The organism is Arthrobacter sp. K5 (genome assembly GCF_040448525.1).
GTDB classification, from domain to species: domain Bacteria; phylum Actinomycetota; class Actinomycetes; order Actinomycetales; family Micrococcaceae; genus Arthrobacter; species Arthrobacter globiformis.
Genome location: NZ_CP159279.1, coordinates 4542872 through 4562194 on the forward strand (window position 1 = coordinate 4542872; position 19323 = coordinate 4562194).

General features: G+C 66.3%; 18 protein-coding genes. 11 read left to right on the forward strand and 7 right to left on the reverse strand.

Annotated features, from left to right (window positions below; translation table 11 throughout):
• Window positions 1-34 precede the first annotated feature (34 nt).
• The 3 genes from mca (at window position 35) to ABRP34_RS20740 (ending at window position 3540) form a co-directional block, all read left to right on the forward strand.
• Entirely contained in the window at window positions 35-940 is a 906-nt protein-coding gene (gene mca / locus ABRP34_RS20730; RefSeq protein WP_353711618.1) for a mycothiol conjugate amidase Mca, read from the forward strand.
• 160 nt (window positions 941-1100) lie between these two features.
• Entirely contained in the window at window positions 1101-1379 is a 279-nt protein-coding gene (locus tag ABRP34_RS20735) for a hypothetical protein (protein ID WP_003798018.1), read from the forward strand.
• Window positions 1357-3540, forward strand: coding sequence for a thioredoxin domain-containing protein (locus ABRP34_RS20740; RefSeq protein ID WP_353711619.1), 2184 nt, complete (start codon window positions 1357-1359; stop codon window positions 3538-3540). The genes ABRP34_RS20735 and ABRP34_RS20740 overlap by 23 nt, the downstream gene beginning before the upstream one ends.
• On the opposite strand, the gene ABRP34_RS20745 is transcribed toward ABRP34_RS20740, so the two are convergent.
• Window positions 3521-4183 (reverse strand): hemolysin III family protein, encoded by a 663-nt coding sequence (locus tag ABRP34_RS20745; RefSeq protein ID WP_175304937.1) that lies wholly within the window; start codon window positions 4181-4183, stop codon window positions 3521-3523. The genes ABRP34_RS20740 and ABRP34_RS20745 overlap by 20 nt on opposite strands.
• Window positions 4184-4417: 234 nt before the next feature.
• On the opposite strand from ABRP34_RS20745, the gene ABRP34_RS20750 reads away from it, so the two are divergent.
• Window positions 4418-5179, forward strand: coding sequence for an isoprenyl transferase (locus ABRP34_RS20750; RefSeq protein WP_043417634.1), 762 nt, complete (start codon window positions 4418-4420; stop codon window positions 5177-5179).
• A 269-nt stretch (window positions 5180-5448) separates the two neighbouring features.
• Window positions 5449-6885, forward strand: a complete 1437-nt coding sequence (locus ABRP34_RS20755) for a PhoH family protein (protein ID WP_353711620.1) — start codon at window positions 5449-5451, stop codon at window positions 6883-6885.
• Between the two features lie 181 nt (window positions 6886-7066).
• Here the strand turns inward: ABRP34_RS20755 and ABRP34_RS20760 are convergent, their stop codons facing one another.
• Together ABRP34_RS20760 and ABRP34_RS20765 are read right to left on the reverse strand one after the other, a co-directional pair.
• Window positions 7067-7621 (reverse strand): hypothetical protein, encoded by a 555-nt coding sequence (locus ABRP34_RS20760; protein ID WP_353711621.1) that lies wholly within the window; start codon window positions 7619-7621, stop codon window positions 7067-7069.
• A gap of 65 nt (window positions 7622-7686) precedes the next feature.
• Complete coding sequence (locus ABRP34_RS20765) at window positions 7687-8499, reverse strand: hypothetical protein (RefSeq protein WP_353711622.1); 813 nt, start codon at window positions 8497-8499, stop codon at window positions 7687-7689.
• Window positions 8500-8558: 59 nt separating this feature from the next.
• On the opposite strand from ABRP34_RS20765, the gene ABRP34_RS20770 reads away from it, so the two are divergent.
• Window positions 8559-9110 (forward strand): A24 family peptidase, encoded by a 552-nt coding sequence (locus tag ABRP34_RS20770; protein WP_003798005.1) that lies wholly within the window; start codon window positions 8559-8561, stop codon window positions 9108-9110.
• A 100-nt stretch (window positions 9111-9210) separates the two neighbouring features.
• Here ABRP34_RS20770 and ABRP34_RS20775 read toward each other — a convergent pair whose 3' ends face one another.
• The 3 genes from ABRP34_RS20775 to ABRP34_RS20785 are packed head-to-tail and all read right to left on the reverse strand — an operon-like array spanning window position 9211 to window position 13299.
• A complete protein-coding gene (locus ABRP34_RS20775) occupies window positions 9211-10911 on the reverse strand; it encodes an MDR family MFS transporter (protein WP_353711623.1) in 1701 nt (566 codons plus the stop codon).
• The gene (locus ABRP34_RS20780; RefSeq protein ID WP_353711624.1) at window positions 10908-11579 is read right to left on the reverse strand and encodes a TetR family transcriptional regulator; all 672 of its coding nucleotides are present in this window, start codon (window positions 11577-11579) and stop codon (window positions 10908-10910) included. Before ABRP34_RS20780 ends, ABRP34_RS20775 begins: the two co-directional genes overlap by 4 nt.
• A gap of 40 nt (window positions 11580-11619) precedes the next feature.
• Window positions 11620-13299 carry a helix-turn-helix domain-containing protein gene (locus tag ABRP34_RS20785; protein WP_353711625.1) on the reverse strand — a complete coding sequence of 560 codons (1680 nt, stop codon included), beginning with the start codon at window positions 13297-13299 and terminating at the stop codon, window positions 11620-11622.
• Window positions 13300-13427: 128 nt separating this feature from the next.
• Between ABRP34_RS20785 and ABRP34_RS20790 the strand changes: the two genes are divergently transcribed.
• From ABRP34_RS20790 to ABRP34_RS20810, 5 genes are read left to right on the forward strand one after another with little or no spacing between them, the layout of a single operon-like run.
• Window positions 13428-14726: an alpha-hydroxy acid oxidase gene (locus tag ABRP34_RS20790; protein ID WP_353711626.1), complete on the forward strand. Its 1299-nt coding sequence runs from the start codon at window positions 13428-13430 to the stop codon at window positions 14724-14726.
• Window positions 14726-15667, forward strand: a complete 942-nt coding sequence (locus tag ABRP34_RS20795; RefSeq protein ID WP_353711627.1) for an ABC transporter substrate-binding protein — start codon at window positions 14726-14728, stop codon at window positions 15665-15667. The genes ABRP34_RS20790 and ABRP34_RS20795 overlap by 1 nt, the downstream gene beginning before the upstream one ends.
• Window positions 15668-15679: 12 nt before the next feature.
• Window positions 15680-16612 (forward strand): amino acid ABC transporter permease, encoded by a 933-nt coding sequence (locus ABRP34_RS20800; RefSeq protein ID WP_353711628.1) that lies wholly within the window; start codon window positions 15680-15682, stop codon window positions 16610-16612.
• Window positions 16612-17376 carry an amino acid ABC transporter ATP-binding protein gene (locus ABRP34_RS20805; protein ID WP_353713429.1) on the forward strand — a complete coding sequence of 255 codons (765 nt, stop codon included), beginning with the start codon at window positions 16612-16614 and terminating at the stop codon, window positions 17374-17376. The genes ABRP34_RS20800 and ABRP34_RS20805 overlap by 1 nt, the downstream gene beginning before the upstream one ends.
• A gap of 52 nt (window positions 17377-17428) precedes the next feature.
• The gene (locus ABRP34_RS20810) at window positions 17429-17809 is read left to right on the forward strand and encodes a Rid family hydrolase (protein WP_353711629.1); all 381 of its coding nucleotides are present in this window, start codon (window positions 17429-17431) and stop codon (window positions 17807-17809) included.
• Between the two features lie 82 nt (window positions 17810-17891).
• Here ABRP34_RS20810 and ABRP34_RS20815 read toward each other — a convergent pair whose 3' ends face one another.
• Window positions 17892-19319 (reverse strand): class II fumarate hydratase, encoded by a 1428-nt coding sequence (locus tag ABRP34_RS20815; protein ID WP_043417632.1) that lies wholly within the window; start codon window positions 19317-19319, stop codon window positions 17892-17894.
• Window positions 19320-19323 lie beyond the last annotated feature (4 nt).

The following is a 19323-nucleotide window of genomic DNA, read 5'->3' on the forward strand; positions in this document are numbered from 1 at the left end:
CAGTCAGTCCCAGGAGAAAGAGGAGCAGTCCCAGATGACAGCGTCCACCAGCCAGTCGTCCGCGCTTCGCCTGCTGGCAGTCCACGCCCACCCGGATGACGAGTCCAGCAAGGGCGCAGCCACCATGGCCATGTATGCCGCGGCCGGTGTGGACGTTATGGTCGCGACCTGCACGGACGGCTCGCGCGGCGACATCCAGAACCCCGCCATGGAGGCCGAGCCCCATCCGAAGCGCGACATGGCAGGAGCCCGCCGGCTCGAAATGAACGAGGCCGCCCGGCTGTTGGGCATCCGGCAGCGCTGGCTGGGCTTCGTGGACTCCGGGCTGCCCGAGGGTGATCCGCTCCCGCCGCTGCCGGCCGGGTGCTTCGCGCTGCAGCCCCTGGAACGGGCAGCGGCCCCCCTGGTTCGACTGGTCCGGGACTTCAAGCCGCACGTCATCGTCAGCTATGACGAAAACGGCGGCTACCCGCATCCGGACCACATCATGGCCCACCGGGTTGCGGTGGAGGCCTTCGACGCCGCCGGCGACCCTGCGCGGTATCCGGGCACCGGCGAGGCCTGGGAGCCGAGCAAGCTCTACTACGACCGCGCCTTCAGCCCGGAACGCTTCCGGGCCCTGCACTTTGCGCTGGAGGAGGCCGGGCTCCAGTCGCCCTATGCCCAGCGCCTTGCCGCCTGGCTCGAGGCCGACGCCGAAGGGCACACGCCGCCGCCGCCCACGCACGAAACCACCACCCAGGTGGACTGCGGCGACTTCTTCGAGGCCCGTGACAACGCCCTCCGGGCCCACCGCACCCAGGTGGACCCGCTGGGCTTCTTCTTCGCCGTGTCGGCGGAGATGCAGGCACGGGTCTGGCCGTGGGAGGACTACACGCTGATCCGATCCAAGGTGGCCTCTGAGCTGCCGGAAAAGGACCTCTTCGCGGGGCTAAGATAGAGACAAGAGACATTTTCTATCCCTTGTAGAAATACAGTGTAGAAAATCCCCCGTGGAAGAACGTGCGGCGGCCGGATCGGCCGCGGCCGCGCGCGTACCAACGGGCCGGACGTTAGCCCCTGCGGCGCACGGCGGCCCCAGCCTTGAGAAGGTTTGAACAGTGCACCATTTGCTCATCGCCCTGGCATCGTCCCCGGCACCCTCGCCGTCGCTGCGCCCCGGCCTGTCCCAGGACCAGGTCACCCCCGGCCTGCTGGGATTCCTGCTGACCGCCTTCATTGTGGTGCTCACCGCGCTGCTGATCGTGGACATGGTGCGCCGCATCCGCCGCGTGCGGTACCGCGCCCAGGTGGAGGAAGAACGCCAGGCTGCCGCCGAGGCGGCTGACATAGCCCGCGACGATGCCGCCAACGGCAATGCAGGCCGCACCGACACCTGATCCCCGATCGGGGCAGCCCGGGCCGGGGGAGCGCAATGCCCTCGGCGCGGAACCCTCTGCCTACCTGCGCCAGCACGCCGGCAACCCGGTGCACTGGCAGCCGTTCGGCGACGCCGCCTTTGCGCGGGCCGCGTCCCGGGACGTCCCCGTGTTCCTGTCCATCGGCTACGCCGCCTGCCACTGGTGCCACGTCATGGCCCGCGAATCCTTCGAGGACCAAGCCACCGCCGACTACCTGAACAGCCATTTCGTCGCCGTCAAGGTGGACCGGGAGGAGCGCCCTGACGTCGACACCGTCTACATGGGCGCCACGCAGGCCATCAGCGGCGAGGGCGGCTGGCCCATGTCCGTCTTCCTGACCCCCGAGGGCCTGGCCTTCCACGCCGGCACCTACTTCCCGCCACGGCCCATGCCCGGCCGTCCCTCCTTCCGCCAGGTCCTGGAGGCCGTGCATGAGGCCTGGACCGAACGCCGTGACGCCGTGGAGGACAATGCCCGCTCCCTCGCAGAGAACATGGGCCAGGTGCAGCTCGCGGCGGCTGTGGACGTGTCCCGCCCGCCGGAACTGCTCGACGCCGGTTTGCTGCCTGCCGCCGTGCGCTCCCTGGCCGAGTCTGAAGACCCCGACGACGGCGGGTTCGGCACCGCCCCCAAGTTCCCGCCGTCGGCCGTTCTGGAGTTCCTGGTCCGGCACGCCGCGGTCCCCTCGGAGACTGCCGGAAAGGCCAGGGACATGGCCGGGCGCACCCTCGCGGCCATGGCCCGCTCGGCTCTCTTCGACCAGCTCGACGGCGGTTTCGCCCGGTATTCGGTGACGCGCGACTGGTCCGTCCCGCACTTCGAGAAGATGCTGTACGACAACGCCCAGCTGCTGCGCGTCTACGTGCACTGGATCAGGCTCGGCGGAACGGCCGGGTTCCCGGCAGCCGAGGCCACGGACATCGCGTCGCGGACCGCCGACTGGCTCCTCTCCGCACTCGGGCTGCCGGACGGGGGACTGGCGTCCTCGCTGGACGCCGACTCCGTGGTGGACGGGGAACACCACGAAGGGGCGAGCTATCTCTGGACCCAGGATGAGCTGGAGCGGGTGCTCGGCGCGGAGGACGCCGCGGCCGTCGCCTGGATGATGAACGTCGGCACCCGGGGAACCGTCTCCGAGCTCGGCTCGCCGCTGCACCCGGGACGGGCGCTGGACGGTGACGAGGCTCAGCTCTGGTCGCGGGTGAGGCCCCGCCTTCAGGAAACCAGGGCACGCCGGCCGCAGCCCGGGCGGGACGAGAAAGTGGTGGCGGGCTGGAACGGACTCGCCGTGGCTGCGCTCGCGGAGGCCGGGGCAGTTTTGGGCCGCCCGGACCTTGTGGCGGCAGCCGGCCGGATCGCCGGCTATCTGGAACGGGTCCACTGGCGGGCGGAAACGGGGCAGCCGGATACGGGCGAGCCAGCTACAGGGGAGCTGGTCCGCGTGTCGCATGGCGGCGCAGCACGCGGGATCGGCGGCCTGCTGGAGGACTATGCGTTTTGTGCGGACGGCTTCCTGTCGCTGTATTCGGCCACCGGCGATCCACGCTGGTACACGCTGGCCGAGGCGCTGATCCATGCGGCGTGCACCCGGTTCGTGGACGCCGGGAGGCTCGCCGATAACGCCGGGGAGTCGGAGCAGGTGGTCAGGGCCCAGGGCGGAAAACCGGGGCTGGACCCCTTTGACGACGCCACGCCCAGCGGCGTGGCTGCCTTTGCCGGGGCCCTGCTGGGCTATGCCGCCCTGTCCGGCTCGGCGAAACACCGGATCATGGCCGGCAGCATCCTGGCCCTGGTGCCCCCGCTCGCAACGCGTGCACCGCGCGTGGCGGGCTGGCTGCTGGCCACGGCGCAGGCCGCGCTGGCGGGGCCGCTGGAGGCCGCCGTCGTCGGGCCTGCCGGTCCCGAACGGGACGCCCTCCACCGCGCGCTGCTGCTGTCCCCGAGCCCGGGGCTGGTGGTGGCGGCAGGGGACGCCGGGACGGACGACGGCGGGAAGCCGGCCGGAGTGCCGCTGCTGCGGCAGCGGCCGGCCGGGCCCGGCGGCACGCCCCTCGTCTACGTCTGCCGCGGCATGGTGTGCGACCGGCCCGTGGCGACCGTGGAGGAGGCGCTGGAACGCGTCAGCTCAGCACTGCAATGAGGATGGCCGCGAAGTGGGCGGCGAAGGCCAGCACCGTGAAGGCGTGGAACAGTTCGTGGAAGCCGAAATGGCGGTAGCTGATGTTGGGCTTCTTGAGCGCGTAGAACACGGCCCCGGCAATGTAGAGGGCCCCGCCGACGCAGATGAGCAGGGCCGCCGGGACGCTCGCCGCGAAAAAGGCGGGAAGGTAGAACAGGGAGCCGCAGCCGAGGCCGATGTAGATGGGCACGTACAGCCAGCGGGGTGCGTCGGTCCAGAGGAGCCGGAACAGCACGCCCAGGATCGCGGCGGACCAGATGAGCCAGAGCAGGAACACCGCCGTCGGCCTGTCCAGCAGGCTCCACGCCAGGGGCGTGTAGCTGCCGGCAATCACCAGCATGATGTTGGTGTGGTCCAGCCGTTTGAGGACTCGCTTGACGCCGGGGGACCAGTTGCCGCGGTGGTACACCGCGCTGATGCCAAACAGCAGGACACCGGTGAGGGCGTAGATGGCCGACGTTATTTTGCGGTCGGGGGTGGGAGCCACGGCAACCAGGGCAATCCCGGCAATCAGGGCGAGCGGCGCGGTGACCGTGTGGATCCATCCCCGCCACTTCGGCTTGATCGTCAGCAGCTCGGCGATGCGTGCGGCGGCGTCATCCATGGCGGTGGGCTCTGCCCTCGAAGGCTCCGGTCCGCCGTCCGGGGCGTTGCTTTTCATGTCATCCAGAATAACCTACGGCTCAGTAAGTTACCCACGGGTAACGTCCCGTCTGACGGGTTCTGCTGGCTCCGTCGAGGGGGCTTCCGGCGGCCGCCTGCACGCGGCCGCCGCCTCCGGGCGGTAGCCTAGGACTTGCACAAAAGTCGTACAGCAGGAAGTCAGGTGAGTCTCCGGATGGAATGGCCCGGGTTCCTCTATGGCTTCTATGAGCGCAAGCTTCTGCGCTCGCTGGAGCCGGAACGGATCCCCCGGCACATCGGTGTCATGGTGGACGGGAACCGGCGCTGGGCCCGGCAGTTTAATGCCCCGACCAGCCAGGGCCACCAGGCCGGCGCGGACAAGATCCATGAGTTCCTCGGTTGGTGCCAGGAGCTGGGCGTCCGGGTGGTCACCCTGTACATGCTCTCCACGGACAACATGAGCCGTTCCGGCGAGGAGCTTGACCTGCTCATGGGCATCATTGCCAACACGCTGGACCGGCTCGACGAGGACGCCGACATATCGGTCCACGCCATGGGCGCCCCGGAGCTGCTCCCGGACTACTTGGCGGACCGGCTGACCAAGCTCACGGCCAGGACGCCGGTGCGCGAGAAACTCCACGTGAACGTAGCGGTCGGCTATGGCGGCCGGCGCGAAATCGTGGACGCGGTGCGCGAGCTGCTGCACGACGCCGTGGCGCACAAGGCGGACATCAGCGAACTCGCCGACTCCCTGAGCGTGGAGGACATCTCCCGCTTTCTGTACACCCGCGGCCAGCCCGATCCGGACCTCGTGATCAGGACCTCCGGCGAGCAGCGGCTCTCCGGCTTCCTGATGTGGCAGAGCGCCTACAGCGAGTTTTACTTCTGCGAGGCACTGTGGCCGGCCTTCCGGAAGGTGGACTTCCTTCGCGCCCTGCGCGACTACGCCGGCAGGCAGCGCCGCTTCGGCTCCTAAGCCTTTTCGGCGTCTGTTGGCCCTTTCAGGCCGCCGCCGTTCACCCCGAATTCACACACCGGCAACAGGAATCGCCGGAAGAAGACGTTGGAAATTAGTTCGGGGCGATTTACGTTAAACCCATCAGCAGGCAAACCGCCGGCTGATCGGGGAGGCCAGTACATGGAGCGATTTTTCGCACCGGCTGTATGGGAGGCCGGATCCGGCCTCGTGGCCAATCCGCCTCACCACTAACAATTCCGGGCATGTGCCCCGGGGCTGGAGTCGATGTGGCTATTTCTGAACAACTGCCCGACGTCATCACGGACAAGGGTGAGAAGGCTACCTCTCGCGCCAAGCGAGCCAATTCAAAGACCGGTGCGGACACGAAAGACGCCGCAGCCGGTCTTGCTGTTTCCGGCCCACAGACTGAATCCCAGCCATCAGTCTCCACGTTCGTCATCGACACCTCCGTGCTGCTCTCCGACCCCCGCGCCCTGCTGCGCTTCGCGGAGCACGAAGTCATTGTGCCGATCGTGGTGATCACCGAACTTGAAGGGAAGCGGCATGACCCCGAACTCGGCTACTTTGCACGGAAGGCGCTCCGGCTCCTTGATGACCTTCGCATCCAGCACGGGGGGCTGAACCGGCCCATCCCGCTGGGCGACGCCGGCGGTACGCTCATGATCGAGATGAACCACATCTCGGCCGAAGTCCTGCCGGCCGGATTCCGCGCCGGGGACAACGACAGCCGCATCCTCGCCGTCGCCAAGAACCTCTCCAACGAGGGACGCAACGTCACCGTGGTGTCCAAGGACCTCCCCATGCGGGTCAAGGCTTCGGCCATGGGCCTGCTGGCCGATGAATACCGCAACGAGCTCGTCAAGGATTCCGGGTGGACCGGCGTTGCTGAGATCGATGCGAGCGACGAGGAAATCTCCACGCTGTACGGCCACGAGCCGGTCTTTATCCCGGCGGCCGCCGAGATGCCGGTCAACACCGGCCTCGTGGTGCTCTCCAGCCGGGGCTCGGCCCTGGGCCGCGTCGGCGCCGATAAGCAGGTCCGCCTGGTGAAGGGGGACCGCGACATTTTCGGCCTCCACGGGCGCTCCGCGGAGCAGCGGCTCGCCATCGACCTGCTGATGGACCCCTCGGTGGGCATCGTGTCCATGGGCGGCCGTGCGGGCACCGGTAAGTCCGCGCTTGCCCTGTGTGCCGGCCTCGAGGCGGTGCTGGAGCGCCGCGAGCACCGCAAGGTGATCGTCTTTCGCCCGCTTTTCGCTGTGGGCGGCCAGGAGCTCGGTTACCTGCCGGGCTCGGAAGCGGAAAAGATGAACCCCTGGGCGCAGGCGGTGTTCGACACATTGGGCGCTCTCGTGAGCCAGGAAGTGGTGGAGGAAGTCATGGACCGCGGCATGCTGGAGGTCATGCCGCTGACCCACATCCGCGGACGCTCCCTCCACGATGCCTTCGTGATCGTGGACGAGGCCCAGTCCCTCGAAAAGAACGTTTTGCTGACCGTCATGAGCCGGATCGGGCAGAACTCGAAGATCGTCCTCACCCACGACGTTGCCCAGCGCGATAACCTCCGGGTGGGCCGGCATGACGGCATCGCAGCCGTCGTCGAAACCCTGAAGGGCCACCCGCTCTTCGGCCACATCACCCTCACCCGGTCAGAACGCTCGCCCATCGCGGCGCTCGTCACGGACCTGCTCGAAGGGGCGTAATTACCGCTTGTTGAGCCCGTTGCCGCTGGTTGTGCCTGTCGAAACCGAGTCTTGGTTTCGGCAGGCTCAACCAGCGAGGTTCAACCAGCGGTGACCCCTAGGAGGAACGCGGTCACGCCGTTCAGTTCGTAACCGGGCGAGCGGGAGACGCACAGGGAGGCTGCATTCCAGTCCGCCGCTGTCAGCTGGTGTGGTGAGACAGCCCCAGCGACAGCCGGGTGTTGCCGGGCCCGTCCAGGACCAGGGCAATCGCCTGGTTGGGAAGCTCGAACACCATGGTGGCGTCGACTGAATCGCCTTGCGGGAGCTGTGTCTCCCCAGGTGACGTCCACAGCGGACGGAGGCTGCTGGCACCCAGCCCCGTCACCGTGAACTGCGACGCATCCACTGCGACGCCTTCACCTTCCAGAGCGGTGAACTGCACCAGTATCCGCACCCGGTGCGTCCCGGCGGACGGTCCCTCGTCCAGCACCTGGACGCGTTCGGGCGGAAGCCAGCCGTCTTTTTCCAGCGGGATGATGCCGTTGACCCGGGCCGTTCCGCCGGGGATCACTGCACTGGCCCCCAGCGGAGTGCTGGCCTCCGGCTTGGCGGTGAGAAAGAGATATCCCAGCACGAGTCCCAGGGCGCAGAGCAGGGAGAGCGGTATCAGCAGCAACTTTCTGCGGCGCCGCGTACCGGTCCTGCCGGTGACCGTGTCAGGTGGTGCCGATACGCCGGGAGCCGTGGTTGACATGCCACGAGTCTGCGGCCGGCAGGTTGGGAAAAGCCTGCGCAGACCCCCGCATTCCGGGTGGTCCCTTAGGCCGGGTTGGGCCGCAGCGGCCACTGGATATGCTCGCGCACATCGGTGAGGTTCATCGGCTCGGCCACGAAAAGATCATCCAGCATGTACTCGTCCACGGCCAGGATCCGGATGCGGTGCCCTGGAACCTGACCCCCGACGTCGAGCGGCGCGGCAACCACACACACTCCGGTCCCGGCATCGATGCGGATCCTTGTCCGGCCGGGGCCGCAGAGGGGTGCTGCCGCATCCAGCGGCCGGTACCCGGGGTTCGGTGAGACTACGGTCTCCAGTGCGGGGCGGCCTTCGTGCGCCACCTCCTGAACCGGCTCCAGCACTTCGACGGCGTTCGCGTTGGGGAACTCCAGCGGTACCGGGGCATTGCCCGCCAGTTCCACCGGATCCAGTGCAGCAGCGAACCGGCCGTTTCCGAACGAGGGTTCGCCGTACGCGGCTTCCGGACGGCGCCGCACCAGCCCGACGTCGTCGTAGACCGGCGTCACCAGATGTGCAGGAAGAAGCCACGACTTCCGGGTGGCGCTGATGTACAGGCCGTCGCGGGAGTCGTTGATGCCGGTGGTGCTGCCGAGCAAGGTGCCGTCGCCGGACTCCAGGCGGAGGGCGCCGGGACGGCGCAGCCAGGCGCGGACAATGTCACTGCCAGGAGTGCCGCCACCGGGAACGCCGCTGCCTGGAAATTCGGCGTATTCGAAGCGCAGCGACTGCCATTTCCACGGGGACGAGCGGCACAGATTGCGAAAGGAAGCGGCCGAAGCGGGCGTCGCACCGCCGCCGTGTTCCTGCCGGTGTTTGGCGTCCCAGGTCCCCATATCCACAGTTTACGCGCGGCCCCCAGCGGCAGGCGGGGCGAATCCAGTAGCATCCGAGAGTGATCCAACGACTTGCCGAACTCTGGGAAGCGGCACCGCCGGCATTCTGGCTGCTGCTGGCGGCGTGCGCCTACTTCGCGGTGATGGCGGTGCGGCTCACGGTCATCGACGTCCGGCACCACCTTCTGCCGAACCGGATTGTCTTTCCCTCCTATGGCATTGCCGGGGTGCTGCTTCTGGGAGCGGTGCTGACGCTCGCGGCGGCGGACCCGTCAGGACTGCCCGACGGCGCTGCCCGCCTTTTCGGCGTGCCGGCGCTGAGGATAGCGGCCGGGGGAGCGGTGCTGTGGCTCTTCTACTTCGTGCTGCGGCTGGTCTACCCGCCCGGCATGGGGTTCGGGGACGTGAAACTCGCCGGTGTCCTCGGGTTGTACCTGGGCTACCTCGGCTGGCCGCATGTTTTCGCAGGGACGTTCGCCGCGTTCCTGCTGGGCGGCCTCTGGAGCATAGGCCTGCTGGCCCTGCGCCGCGGGACTCTCAAGTCGGCCATTCCGTTTGGGCCGTTCATGCTGGCTGGAGCAGCCGCGGCGATGGTCCTGCTGCCCGCCTGACTGGCACCCCAACCCACAGCGCGAACTGGCAGATAATGCCCTCAAATCCCTGGTTCGAGGGCACCAACTGCCAGTTCGCGCTCAGTGGTCCGGCGAATCGTCAGCGGCGCTGCCCGGCCAGCTCGCCGTCGTCGTTCTTTACACCGTCAGCATCGGGCACTGTCGGTTCGGGCATGGCCCGTTCGCGAACGGCGGCCTCGCGGAGGGCGGCTTCGAGACGTTCGGCCTCCTGGCCGCCCACCGCCTCGCCGCGGGCCACCATTCCGGCGGTGTCCGAGAGCGGGATCTGCTTCAGCGTGATGGCCAGGACCAGTGCGACGGCGATGAACGGGACGAGGTACCAGAACACGGGTGCGAGGGAATCGGCGTAGGCGTTGACGATCGCGTCGCGGAGCTGCTCCGGAAGCTGGCCGAGGGTCTGCGGATCCAGCGTCCTGGTGGACTGCGAGGCTTGGCCGGCCGATGCTCCGGCACCGGTAAACGCATTTGTGAGGGACTCCGCCAGCCGGTTGGTGAAGATGGAGCCGAACACCGCGACGCCCAGCGCAGCCCCCACTTCGCGGAAGTAGTTGTTGGTGCTGGTGGCCGTGCCGATCTGGTCCGCGGAAACGGAATTCTGCACCACAAGGACGATGACCTGCATGATCAGGCCGAGGCCGGATCCGAACAGGAACAGCTGGACGCAGATGACCCAGATGGGCGTCTCGGCCGAGAGCGTGGTGAACCACAGCATGGCGGCGATGGTCAGGCTGGCGCCCAGAATCGGGAACATCTTGTACTTGCCGGTCTTGGAAATCCGGATGCCGGAGTAGATCGACGTTCCCATCAGGCCCGCCATCATCGGGAGCATGAGGAGCCCGGACTCGGCGGCGGAGGTGCCCGACGACATCTGCAGGAATGTGGGTACGAAGGCGATGGCGGCGAACATGCCCAGGCCCAGGGTGAAGCCGATGGCGGTGGAGTTCACGAAGATCCGGTTCCGGAAGAGGCTCAGCGGGATGATGGGGTCTTCCGCCCGGCGCTCGACGGCGACGAACGCCGCGGCGGCGAGGACCAGGCCGGCTCCGAAGGCCCAGGTCAGGGGAGAATCCCAGCCCTCGTCCTTCTTGCCGCCAAAGTCCGTGAAGAAGATCAGGCATGTGGTGGCGATGGAGAGGAACAGGACGCCCAAGATGTCGATCCGCTTTTCGGGCTTCTTGTTCGGAAGCGTGAGGGTGAACCAGGCGATGGTGAAGGCGGCGATGCCGACGGGAATATTGATGTAGAAGGCCCACTCCCAGGTGAGGTGGTCAACGAAGAAGCCGCCCAGCAGCGGGCCGGCCACGGCCGAGAGGCCGAAGATTGCGCCCAGGGGTCCCATGTACTTGCCGCGTTCCTTGGCGGGAACAATGTCCGCGATGATGGCCTGCGAGAGGATCATCAGACCGCCGCCGCCCAGGCCCTGGACGGCGCGGAAGATCACGAAGCCCCAGAAGTCCGTGGCGAAGGCGCAGCCCACCGAGGCAAGCGTGAACAGCGCGATGGCTACGAGGAACAGGTTGCGGCGGCCCAGGACGTCACCGAACTTGCCGTAGATGGGCATCACGATTGTAGTGGCGAGGAGGTAGGCAGTGGTGATCCAGGCCTGGTGCTCGACGCCGCCCAGCTTGCCGACGATGGTGGGCATGGCCGTGGAGACGATGGTCTGGTCGAGGCTGGAGAGCAGCATGCCGGCGATCAGCGCGGAGAAGATGATCCAGATGCGTTTCTGGGTCAGCAGCAGCGGTCCGGCTGCGGCCTTGGAACTGACGGCGGTGCTCATGACTGTCCTTCTGCGGAGGGGTTGCGGGGGCGGGAATAGGGCTGGGAGAGCAGGAGCCTTGCGGCCTCGAAGTTTTCGAGGAGAAGCTCGCGGTACGTGCGGGTGTTGCCTTCGGAGAAGTAGGCCATGCTGGTATGCCGGGCGATGTTGCCCATGACCACCACGGCCATCCGCACCACGGGGTGGTCCGCCGGCACGCCTTCGCGCTCGGCAAGGAGCCGGGCGAAGTGGGCTTCGCGCTCCTCCGTGGCGCCGATGATTTTGAGCATCAGCTGAGGTTCCTTCTTGATGACGCCGATCAGCTGCCGGGTTTCCTCCTCGGAGCTGCTCATCCGCTCTGACAGGCTCAGCGACAGCTGAACGAGGTCCTGCAGCAGGCTGGCGGAGATCTCTCCCTTCGGGGAACCGTGTCCGCCGCGGAGGAACTCCTCGAAGAGGTCATGGGGCAGCTCGTCGTCGACGTGGCCGAGGATGGCGTCTTCCTTGGTGGGGAAGTAGTTGAAGAAGGTCCGGCGGGAGATACCCGCCTGTTCGCACACGTCCTCCACGGTGTAGCCGCTGAGGCCGCGCTCGGAGGTCAGGGAACGGGCGACGGCGGTGATCACCGCCCGCGTGGCCGCCCGTTTGCGCTCGCGGAGACCGCCGACAATAGTTGCACTTTCGTTCACCGAGTAAAGTTTTGCACTAACTGCAAAAAAGTGCAACTTTCTAGTGGCCGGGGCTGTGCCCGGCCTCGCTGCCGAGGTCCATGGTCGTGAGGCGCAGCCAGAGCCAGAGCCGCTTTTGTGGGTCATCGAGGTCGAGGTCAAATTCCTTGGTGAGGCGTGCGACCCGGTAGCGGACGGTGTTGTTATGCACGTGGAGGCGTTCCGCCATGGCTGAAATGGTTCCGTTCGAAGCCAGGTACGCCCGCAGGGTATCCAGATAGTCGGTCTGCTGTTCGGCGTCGTGGGCCTCGATCCGGGTGATGTCATCGATGTCGGACAGTCCTGTTTCTGCGATGAAGGCACCGACCTTCAGGAGACTCAGCGGGACGCGATAGTCCTCGAACAGCCCGGCGGCGGCGGAGGGTCCGCCTTTGGAGCCCGGGTTCGCTGGTTGTGATTGCAGCAGATAGTGCAGTGTTTGCAGCGCTTCGGATCGGGACTCCGGGAGGTCCTCCACTTTAGGGGCGATGCCGCCCACAGTGGCGATGAGCGGGTAGGAACTGATCGTGGGTGCGTAGGCGCTGATCTCGTGGATCGCGCGGCGATGCCCATCCCTCGGTGTGGATCCTTCGCAGGGCAGAAGGGCGTAGACAACGGAGCCAATGAGGGCGCTATGGCTGCTGTTGAACTGGATGTTGCAGACCGTTGTCACCAGGTGCAGCAGCCGTTGGATCTCACGAACCCCTTCGAGGTCCCCCGCTTCGGGGCGCACGATTGAAAACGCCGCGACAGCGAGGCCGCGCGCCGCATCGAGTCCGAGCTGCGCGGCGGCAAATGACGCATGGGCGGGATCATCCATGAGGGTGCGGATCAAGTCCCCGTTTCGGCGTTCCCCGAAGTCCGAAGCCGAGCGGGCATGGAGCATGTGCAGGCCGGCCAGGGGTGCCATCCTGTCGAGGGCCTCCAGCGCAGCCTCGCGTTTGTCTTCCCCAGGGTCGATGATCCAGATCGAGCCGAGCAGTTCCCCGCCGGCCCTCACGGCGAGGGCGAGCCTGGCCATTTCCTCGTCCGCCCCGGGGATCAGCACCGCGCCCGCCGACGCGTACACGGTCTTGAAATCCGCATCGAAGGCCGGCGGCCGGACCTCCTGCAGGGAGAGGGTTGTAATGCGGCGCAGCTCGTCGACCGGCTGGCCCGGCAGCGTGGAGTAACCGAGTATTCGTCCGAGCGGATCGACGATGCTGGCTGCGCCGTTGGTCAGCGACGCCGCGGCATTGGCGAACGCATAAAGGTCCCCGAGCCGGACGCCGGAGACGGAATCGGCCGCCGCCCCCATGACTGCTGCCCTGGCAAGTGTCACCAGGCGGGTCCAGTCCACGTTGCCGGGTGCGACGAGGACGGCCAGGCTGTGCTGGTCCGCGGCGGACCGGAGCTGTTCCATCGATGCCCCGTGAGCCTTGACGATCACCGCGGCAGCATTGCTGTTGGAAGCCCGGTGCATCAGCTGGTCGAAATCTGCTGAGCCACAGGTCAGGCCGACGGCCAGGATGATGCGGTTATCGACGCTTGTCCATTCGTCCAAAGGGTCGTACATCAGGACGTCGGAGACGGGATGGCCGAGGTTTTCCGGCGTCGGGTTGGCGTGCACCAGATCGGCCTGCATCAGCTGGAGGCAGTCCGTCAGCCGTACAACGGCGCCTTGAAGATCGCCCTCGGTCAGGCCTGTGATGTCAACGTTCATAGCTGGAAGTTATCACAAGCTATCGCCGGAACTTCTGGGATATCTCACATATAGACGGCGGGAGATCTGGGTCACTATTGGGAAAGCAAAGGACAGAGAAGTCCCGCGAAGACCCCAGAGGATACTCAATGAAACTAAAAGACATTAGGGCACTGGCCTCGGTTCAAGGACCTGCCCGGACGCCGTCGGAGCGCCTGGCCCGGCGTTGCTACAGCGTCGAGGACATGAGGAACCTGGCCGCGAAACGCCTTCCCGGCAGCATTTTCGACTACATCGAGGGTGGTGGGGAGGACGAAGCCTCGATGCGGCGCAACCGGTCCTCCTTTGAGGATTGGTCCTTTTTGCCGAAGTGGGGATCGGTGGACAACCTCGACCTCAACTCAACGCTCTTGGGCGGGCCCGTTTCCATGCCACTGGCCCTCGCCCCCACCGGCGGCACCAGGCTGTTTCATCCCGACGGCGAGAGCGCGGTTGCCCGTGCGGCCCTTGACGCCGGCATCCCTTACGGGCTCGCACACCTGAGCACGACGCCGATGGAACAGGTGAGTGCCGCCGCTCCCGGAGTGCGCCGCTGGTTCAACATCGAGCCGATGCGGGACAAGGTGGAGCTGCAGGCGGTCCTGGACCGGGCCGCGGCGGCCGGCTACGAGGCCCTTCTGGTCAACGTCGACTGTCGCGCCATCGGCCACCGCGAACGGGACTACCGCAATGGCTTCACCGCACCGCCGTCCATCAAGCTGAAGACCGTGGTGGAGGGAGCCCTGCATCCCCGGTGGGCGCTGGGGTTCCTCGCCAATGACGCGATTGCCTTTCCCAACCTGGATGCCGAGGTCCCCGACGGGCCCCTGTCCAGCACCCCCGACATGTGGCGGACGCTGCTGGCAGGCTCCTACGAACCGACCGACTGGGACGACATCCGGGATCTGCGGGCGCGCTGGAACGGCCCCATCATCCTCAAAGGAGTGGTTAACCCCAACGACGCCGCCACAGCTGCGGAAATCGGCATCGACGCCATCCAGGTCAGCAACCACGGCGGACGCCAGCTGGACCACATGGCCTCCCCGCTGGACGTGCTTCCCGACATTGTCGACAGGACAGCAGGACGCGTCGAAATCATCGTCGACGGCGGCATCCGCCGCGGTTCCGACGTCGTCAAGGCCATCGCCCTGGGCGCCGACGCCTGTTCCATCGGCCGCCCGTACCTGTACGGCCTGGCTGCCGCCGGAAAGGCCGGCGTCGCCCACGTGCTGAAGATGTTTGCTGCCGATATGACGCGCACCATGATGCTGCTGGGCGTTTCCACCATCCGGGAGCTCCGTGCAGAAGGCCGTGGACTGATCCGGCACAGGAGCGAGGCCTTTTCCCGCACGCTTCCCCGCGAAAGCCCGCAGGCCCGGATGGCCTACGAAGAAATGAGCACCCCCTAATGAAAACTCCCGCTGAGATTGCTCGCACTCAACGTTCCCGGCGCGGCCTGCCTGCCGCGGTCGCAGCAGCAGCGCTGGTCCTGGCCGTCACCGCCTGCGGGCCCTCCGCGACTTCGCGGACTTCCGCGGCTGAAACCGGGCAGGATACCGGAGTCCCTGCCCTTGAAGTCAATGAGGCTGCTGCGCGGCTGCTCCCGGAACCAATCAAGTCAACAAAGGTCCTGCGGGTGGCCATCCCCACCAACGAACCCCCAACGCAGTTCTACCGGGAAGGCACCCAGGAGATGACCGGAACCAACCCCGACGTCGCCCGCCTCATTGGCCAGGCCCTGGGCGTGAAGGTAGAGATCCAGGTTGCAAACTTCGACTCCATCATTCCCGGGATGGCCGCGGGCCGGTACGACATGACCGTCTCCTCAATGACCCCGACGGCGAAGCGCATGCAGGTGCTGGATTTCGTTGACTATATGCAGATGGGCAACTCCATAGCGGTGGCCCAGGGGAACCCCCGGGGAATCAAAGATCAAAAGTCCCTGTGCGGCGGGAAGGTCGGCCTGCTGACAGGCTCCTACCAGCTCACCGTCAATGTCCCCGAGTACGACCGGGCGTGCACTGCCGGCGGCAGGGACACCATCCAGAGAAGCGAGTTCCAGGACACGAGGCAGGCAATCTCGGCCCTTACCAGCGGCCGGCTGGACGCCGTGCTGGCCGACTCACCCATTCTGAACTTCGCAGCCACGCAGAACTCCCAGATCGAGATCGCGGCAAAATACGACTTCACTCCGGTGGGGGTGGGCATGCCGAAGGACTCAGGCCTGGTCAAGGCCGTCTCGGCGGCTCTCTCCGCGGTGGTCAAGAGCGACGCTTACCTCAAGGTCCTCGGCAAGTACGGCCTTGAATCCAGCGCCATCACCGACGCCCGCATCAATTTCGCCCAATAGGACGTGAACACCATGCAGCAACACTCCACCCGTGACACAAGAACGGAAAGCCCGACGGCGGCCGCGGACCCGATCCCTGTGGTGCCGCTCCGGCACCCGGTCCGGCGCGCCGTCGCCGTCGTCCTCATCCTCGTCGCGTTCAGCGCCGCATGGGACGTGGCGGTGAATCAGCGGTACCACTGGGACGTGGTGGTTTCCTACCTGTTCGCCCCGCAGATCATCGCAGGCGCCGGGCTGACCATCCTCCTCACTGTGGTGTCCATGACCGTGGGTATCGCCCTGGGCACGCTCTTGGCGATCATGCGGCTCTCGGAGAATCCGATCCTGCGCACCATCAGTCGGGGCTACATCTGGTTCTTCCGCGGTACACCACTGCTCGTGCAGCTGATCTTCTGGTACAACATTGCAGCCCTGTATCCGGTGATCGCCTTCGGCCTTCCGTTCGGCGGTCCATCCGTGGTGTTGGGATCGGCGAACGTCCTCATCTCCCCGCTCGCTGCCGCGCTGTTGGGACTGTCCCTGAACGAGGCCGCCTATATGGCCGAGATCATCCGTGGCGGCATCGGATCAGTGGACAAGGGCCAGTACGACGCCGCCCGGGCCCTCGGAATGGACGGCGGAAAGCTCATGCGCCGGGTCATCCTGCCCCAGGCCATGCGCGTGGTTCTGCCCCCGACCGGCAACCAGGTCATTTCCATGCTCAAGGGCACGGCTCTGGTCAGCGTCCTGGCTATCTCAGACCTGCTGTACTCGGCCCAGATCATCTACGCCAACAACTACCAGACCATCCCGCTGCTCATAGTCGCGAGCCTCTGGTACCTGCTCATGACAACCATCCTGAGCTTCTTCCAAACCAAACTCGAACGACGCTACGGCCGGGGCTTCGACGCAGCGCCGCGCCGGAAGCGTCAGCCAAAGACCCAGCCAAAGACAAGGACAGCATGATGAGCACCGCCATGGTGGAAGCACAGGGAGTCCGCAAGAGTTTCGGCTCAACGGAAATCCTCAAGGGCATTGATCTGAGGGTCGAACGCGGCTCAGTGACCTGCCTCATCGGCCCGTCCGGATCCGGGAAGACGACTTTCCTCCGCTGCATCAACCACCTGGAAAAGGTCGACGCCGGGCGCCTGTATGTCGACGAACACCTCGTCGGCTACACCGAGCGGAACGGACGGCTCTATGAAATGAAGGAACGTCAGACTGCACGCTCACGGCTGAACGCGGGAATGGTTTTCCAGCGGTTCAACCTGTTCCCGCACATGACGGTGCTGGAGAACATCATGGAAGGGCCCGTCCACGTGCTCGGCCGCCCCAGGAACGAAGTCGCCGCCGAAGCAAGGATCCTGCTGGAACGCGTCGGACTTGGAAGCCGGGGACACTCCTATCCCCAGGAGCTCTCCGGCGGCCAGCAACAGAGGATTGCGATTGCACGCGCACTGGCCATGAAGCCCAAGCTGATGCTCTTCGACGAACCCACATCCGCGCTCGACCCCGAACTTGTGGGCGAGGTCCTCGACGTCATGAAATCCCTGGCCGAGGCCGGAATGACCATGGTGGTGGTCACCCATGAACTCGGCTTCGCCCGCCAGGTCAGCGACCAGGTCGTCTTCATGGACCAGGGAGTCGTCGTCGAAAGCGGAGCCCCGGCCCAGGTTCTCGGCTCCCCGCAGCACGAACGCACCCAGGCCTTTCTCTCCAAGGTCCTCTGAACACCACCATCCGGGCCGGCCACGCCGCCGGCCAACAGAAAGGAACAGGCCAATGCTCCGACAGCCGGTCAGCACAGACCTCGCACCCGTCCCCGCGGGCCCCTACTCCCAGGCCATCGTCGCCAACGGTTTCCTCTTCACCGCGGGCCAGACACCCCACCACCCGGTCACCGACGAAACCGTCGGTACCACCATCGAAGAGCAGACAGTACAGGCCATGAAAAACCTCGCCGCCGTCCTGGATGCGCACGGGCTGGACTTCTCCCACGTGGTGAAAGCCACGGTTCACCTCCACCACCCCGGCCGGGACTTCGCGGGCTTCAACGCCATGTACAAGGAACTCGTTCAGGCCCCATACCCGGCACGAACAACCGTCGGCTCTTTCCTGGGTGACTTCCTCGTCGAAATCGACGCCGTGGCAGCCATTCCCTAGAGCGGTCGCACACTGCTTAACGCCAGCGGCCGCCCGCCTTCGCAACAGAAGGTGGGCGGCCGCCGTCGTACTTTTTTGGAAATTAGGCCTTGTGGGCCGGAGCCGTCATGGTGGTGACGTCCAGTGCCTTGTCGAGGTCGGCCTCGGAAACCTTGCCTTCGCCGTCGCCGACGAAGCCGAGCTTCTCGGTGGCCTGACGGACGGTGAGGCCCTCCTTGACGGCGGTCTTGGCGATCTTGGCGGCGTTTTCGTAGCCGATGTACTTGTTCAGCGGGGTAACGATCGACGGCGAGGCCTCGGCGAGGAAGCGTGCGCGCTCGACGTTGGCGGTGATGCCATCGATCATCTTGTCGGCCATGACACGGCTGGTGTTGGCCAGCAGGCGGACGGACTCGAGCAGGTTCGCGGCCATGACCGGGATGCCGACGTTCAGTTCGAAGGCGCCGTTGGTGCCGGACCAGGCGATGGCGGTGTCGTTGCCGATGACCTGGGCGCAGACCATGATGGACGCTTCGCAGATGACGGGGTTGACCTTGCCCGGCATGATCGAGGAGCCCGGCTGCAGGTCCGGAATGGCGATTTCGCCGAGGCCGGTGTTGGGGCCGGAGCCCATCCAGCGGAGGTCATTGTTGATCTTCATGAAGGAGATCGCGATGTTGCGCAGCTGGCTGGACGCTTCGATGAGGCCGTCGCGGTTGGCCTGGGCCTCGAAGTGGTCGCGGGCCTCGGTCAGCGGCAGGCCGGTGTCGGTGGCGAGCAGTTCGATGACGCGCTCCGGGAAGCCTGCCGGGGTGTTGATGCCGGTGCCCACGGCGGTGCCGCCGAGGGGAACTTCGGCCACGCGGGGGAGTGCGGCGTTGATGCGCTCGATGCCGTAGCGGACCTGCGCGGCGTAGCCGCCGAATTCCTGGCCGAGGGTGACCGGGGTGGCGTCCATCAGGTGCGTGCGGCCGGACTTGACGACGTCCTTGAACTCAACGGCCTTGCGCTCCAGCGATTCGGCGAGGTAGCCGAGGGCCGGGATGAGGTCGTTGATCAGGGCCGAGGTGGCTGCAACGTGGACGGAGGTGGGAAACACGTCGTTGGAGGACTGCGAGGCGTTGACGTGGTCGTTGGGGTGGACCACCTTGTCGCTGCCGGCAGCCTTCAGGGCGCGGGACGCCAGCTCGGCGAGGACCTCGTTGGTGTTCATGTTCGAGGACGTGCCCGAACCGGTCTGGAAAACGTCGATGGGGAAGTCGCCGTCGTACTTGCCCGTGGCTACCTCGTCGGCAGCGTCCGCGATCGCCTTGGCCAGCTCGCCGTCGAGCACACCCAGTTCAGCGTTGGCCTGGGCAGCGGCCTTCTTGACCCGGGCCAGCGCCTCAATGTGGGCGCGTTCCAGGGTTTTTCCGGAGATCGGGAAGTTCTCGACTGCACGTTGCGTCTGCGCGCGGTACAGGGCGTTCACGGGGACGCGGACTTCGCCCATCGTGTCATGTTCAATGCGGAACTCTTCAGTGGAAGTCATGGGG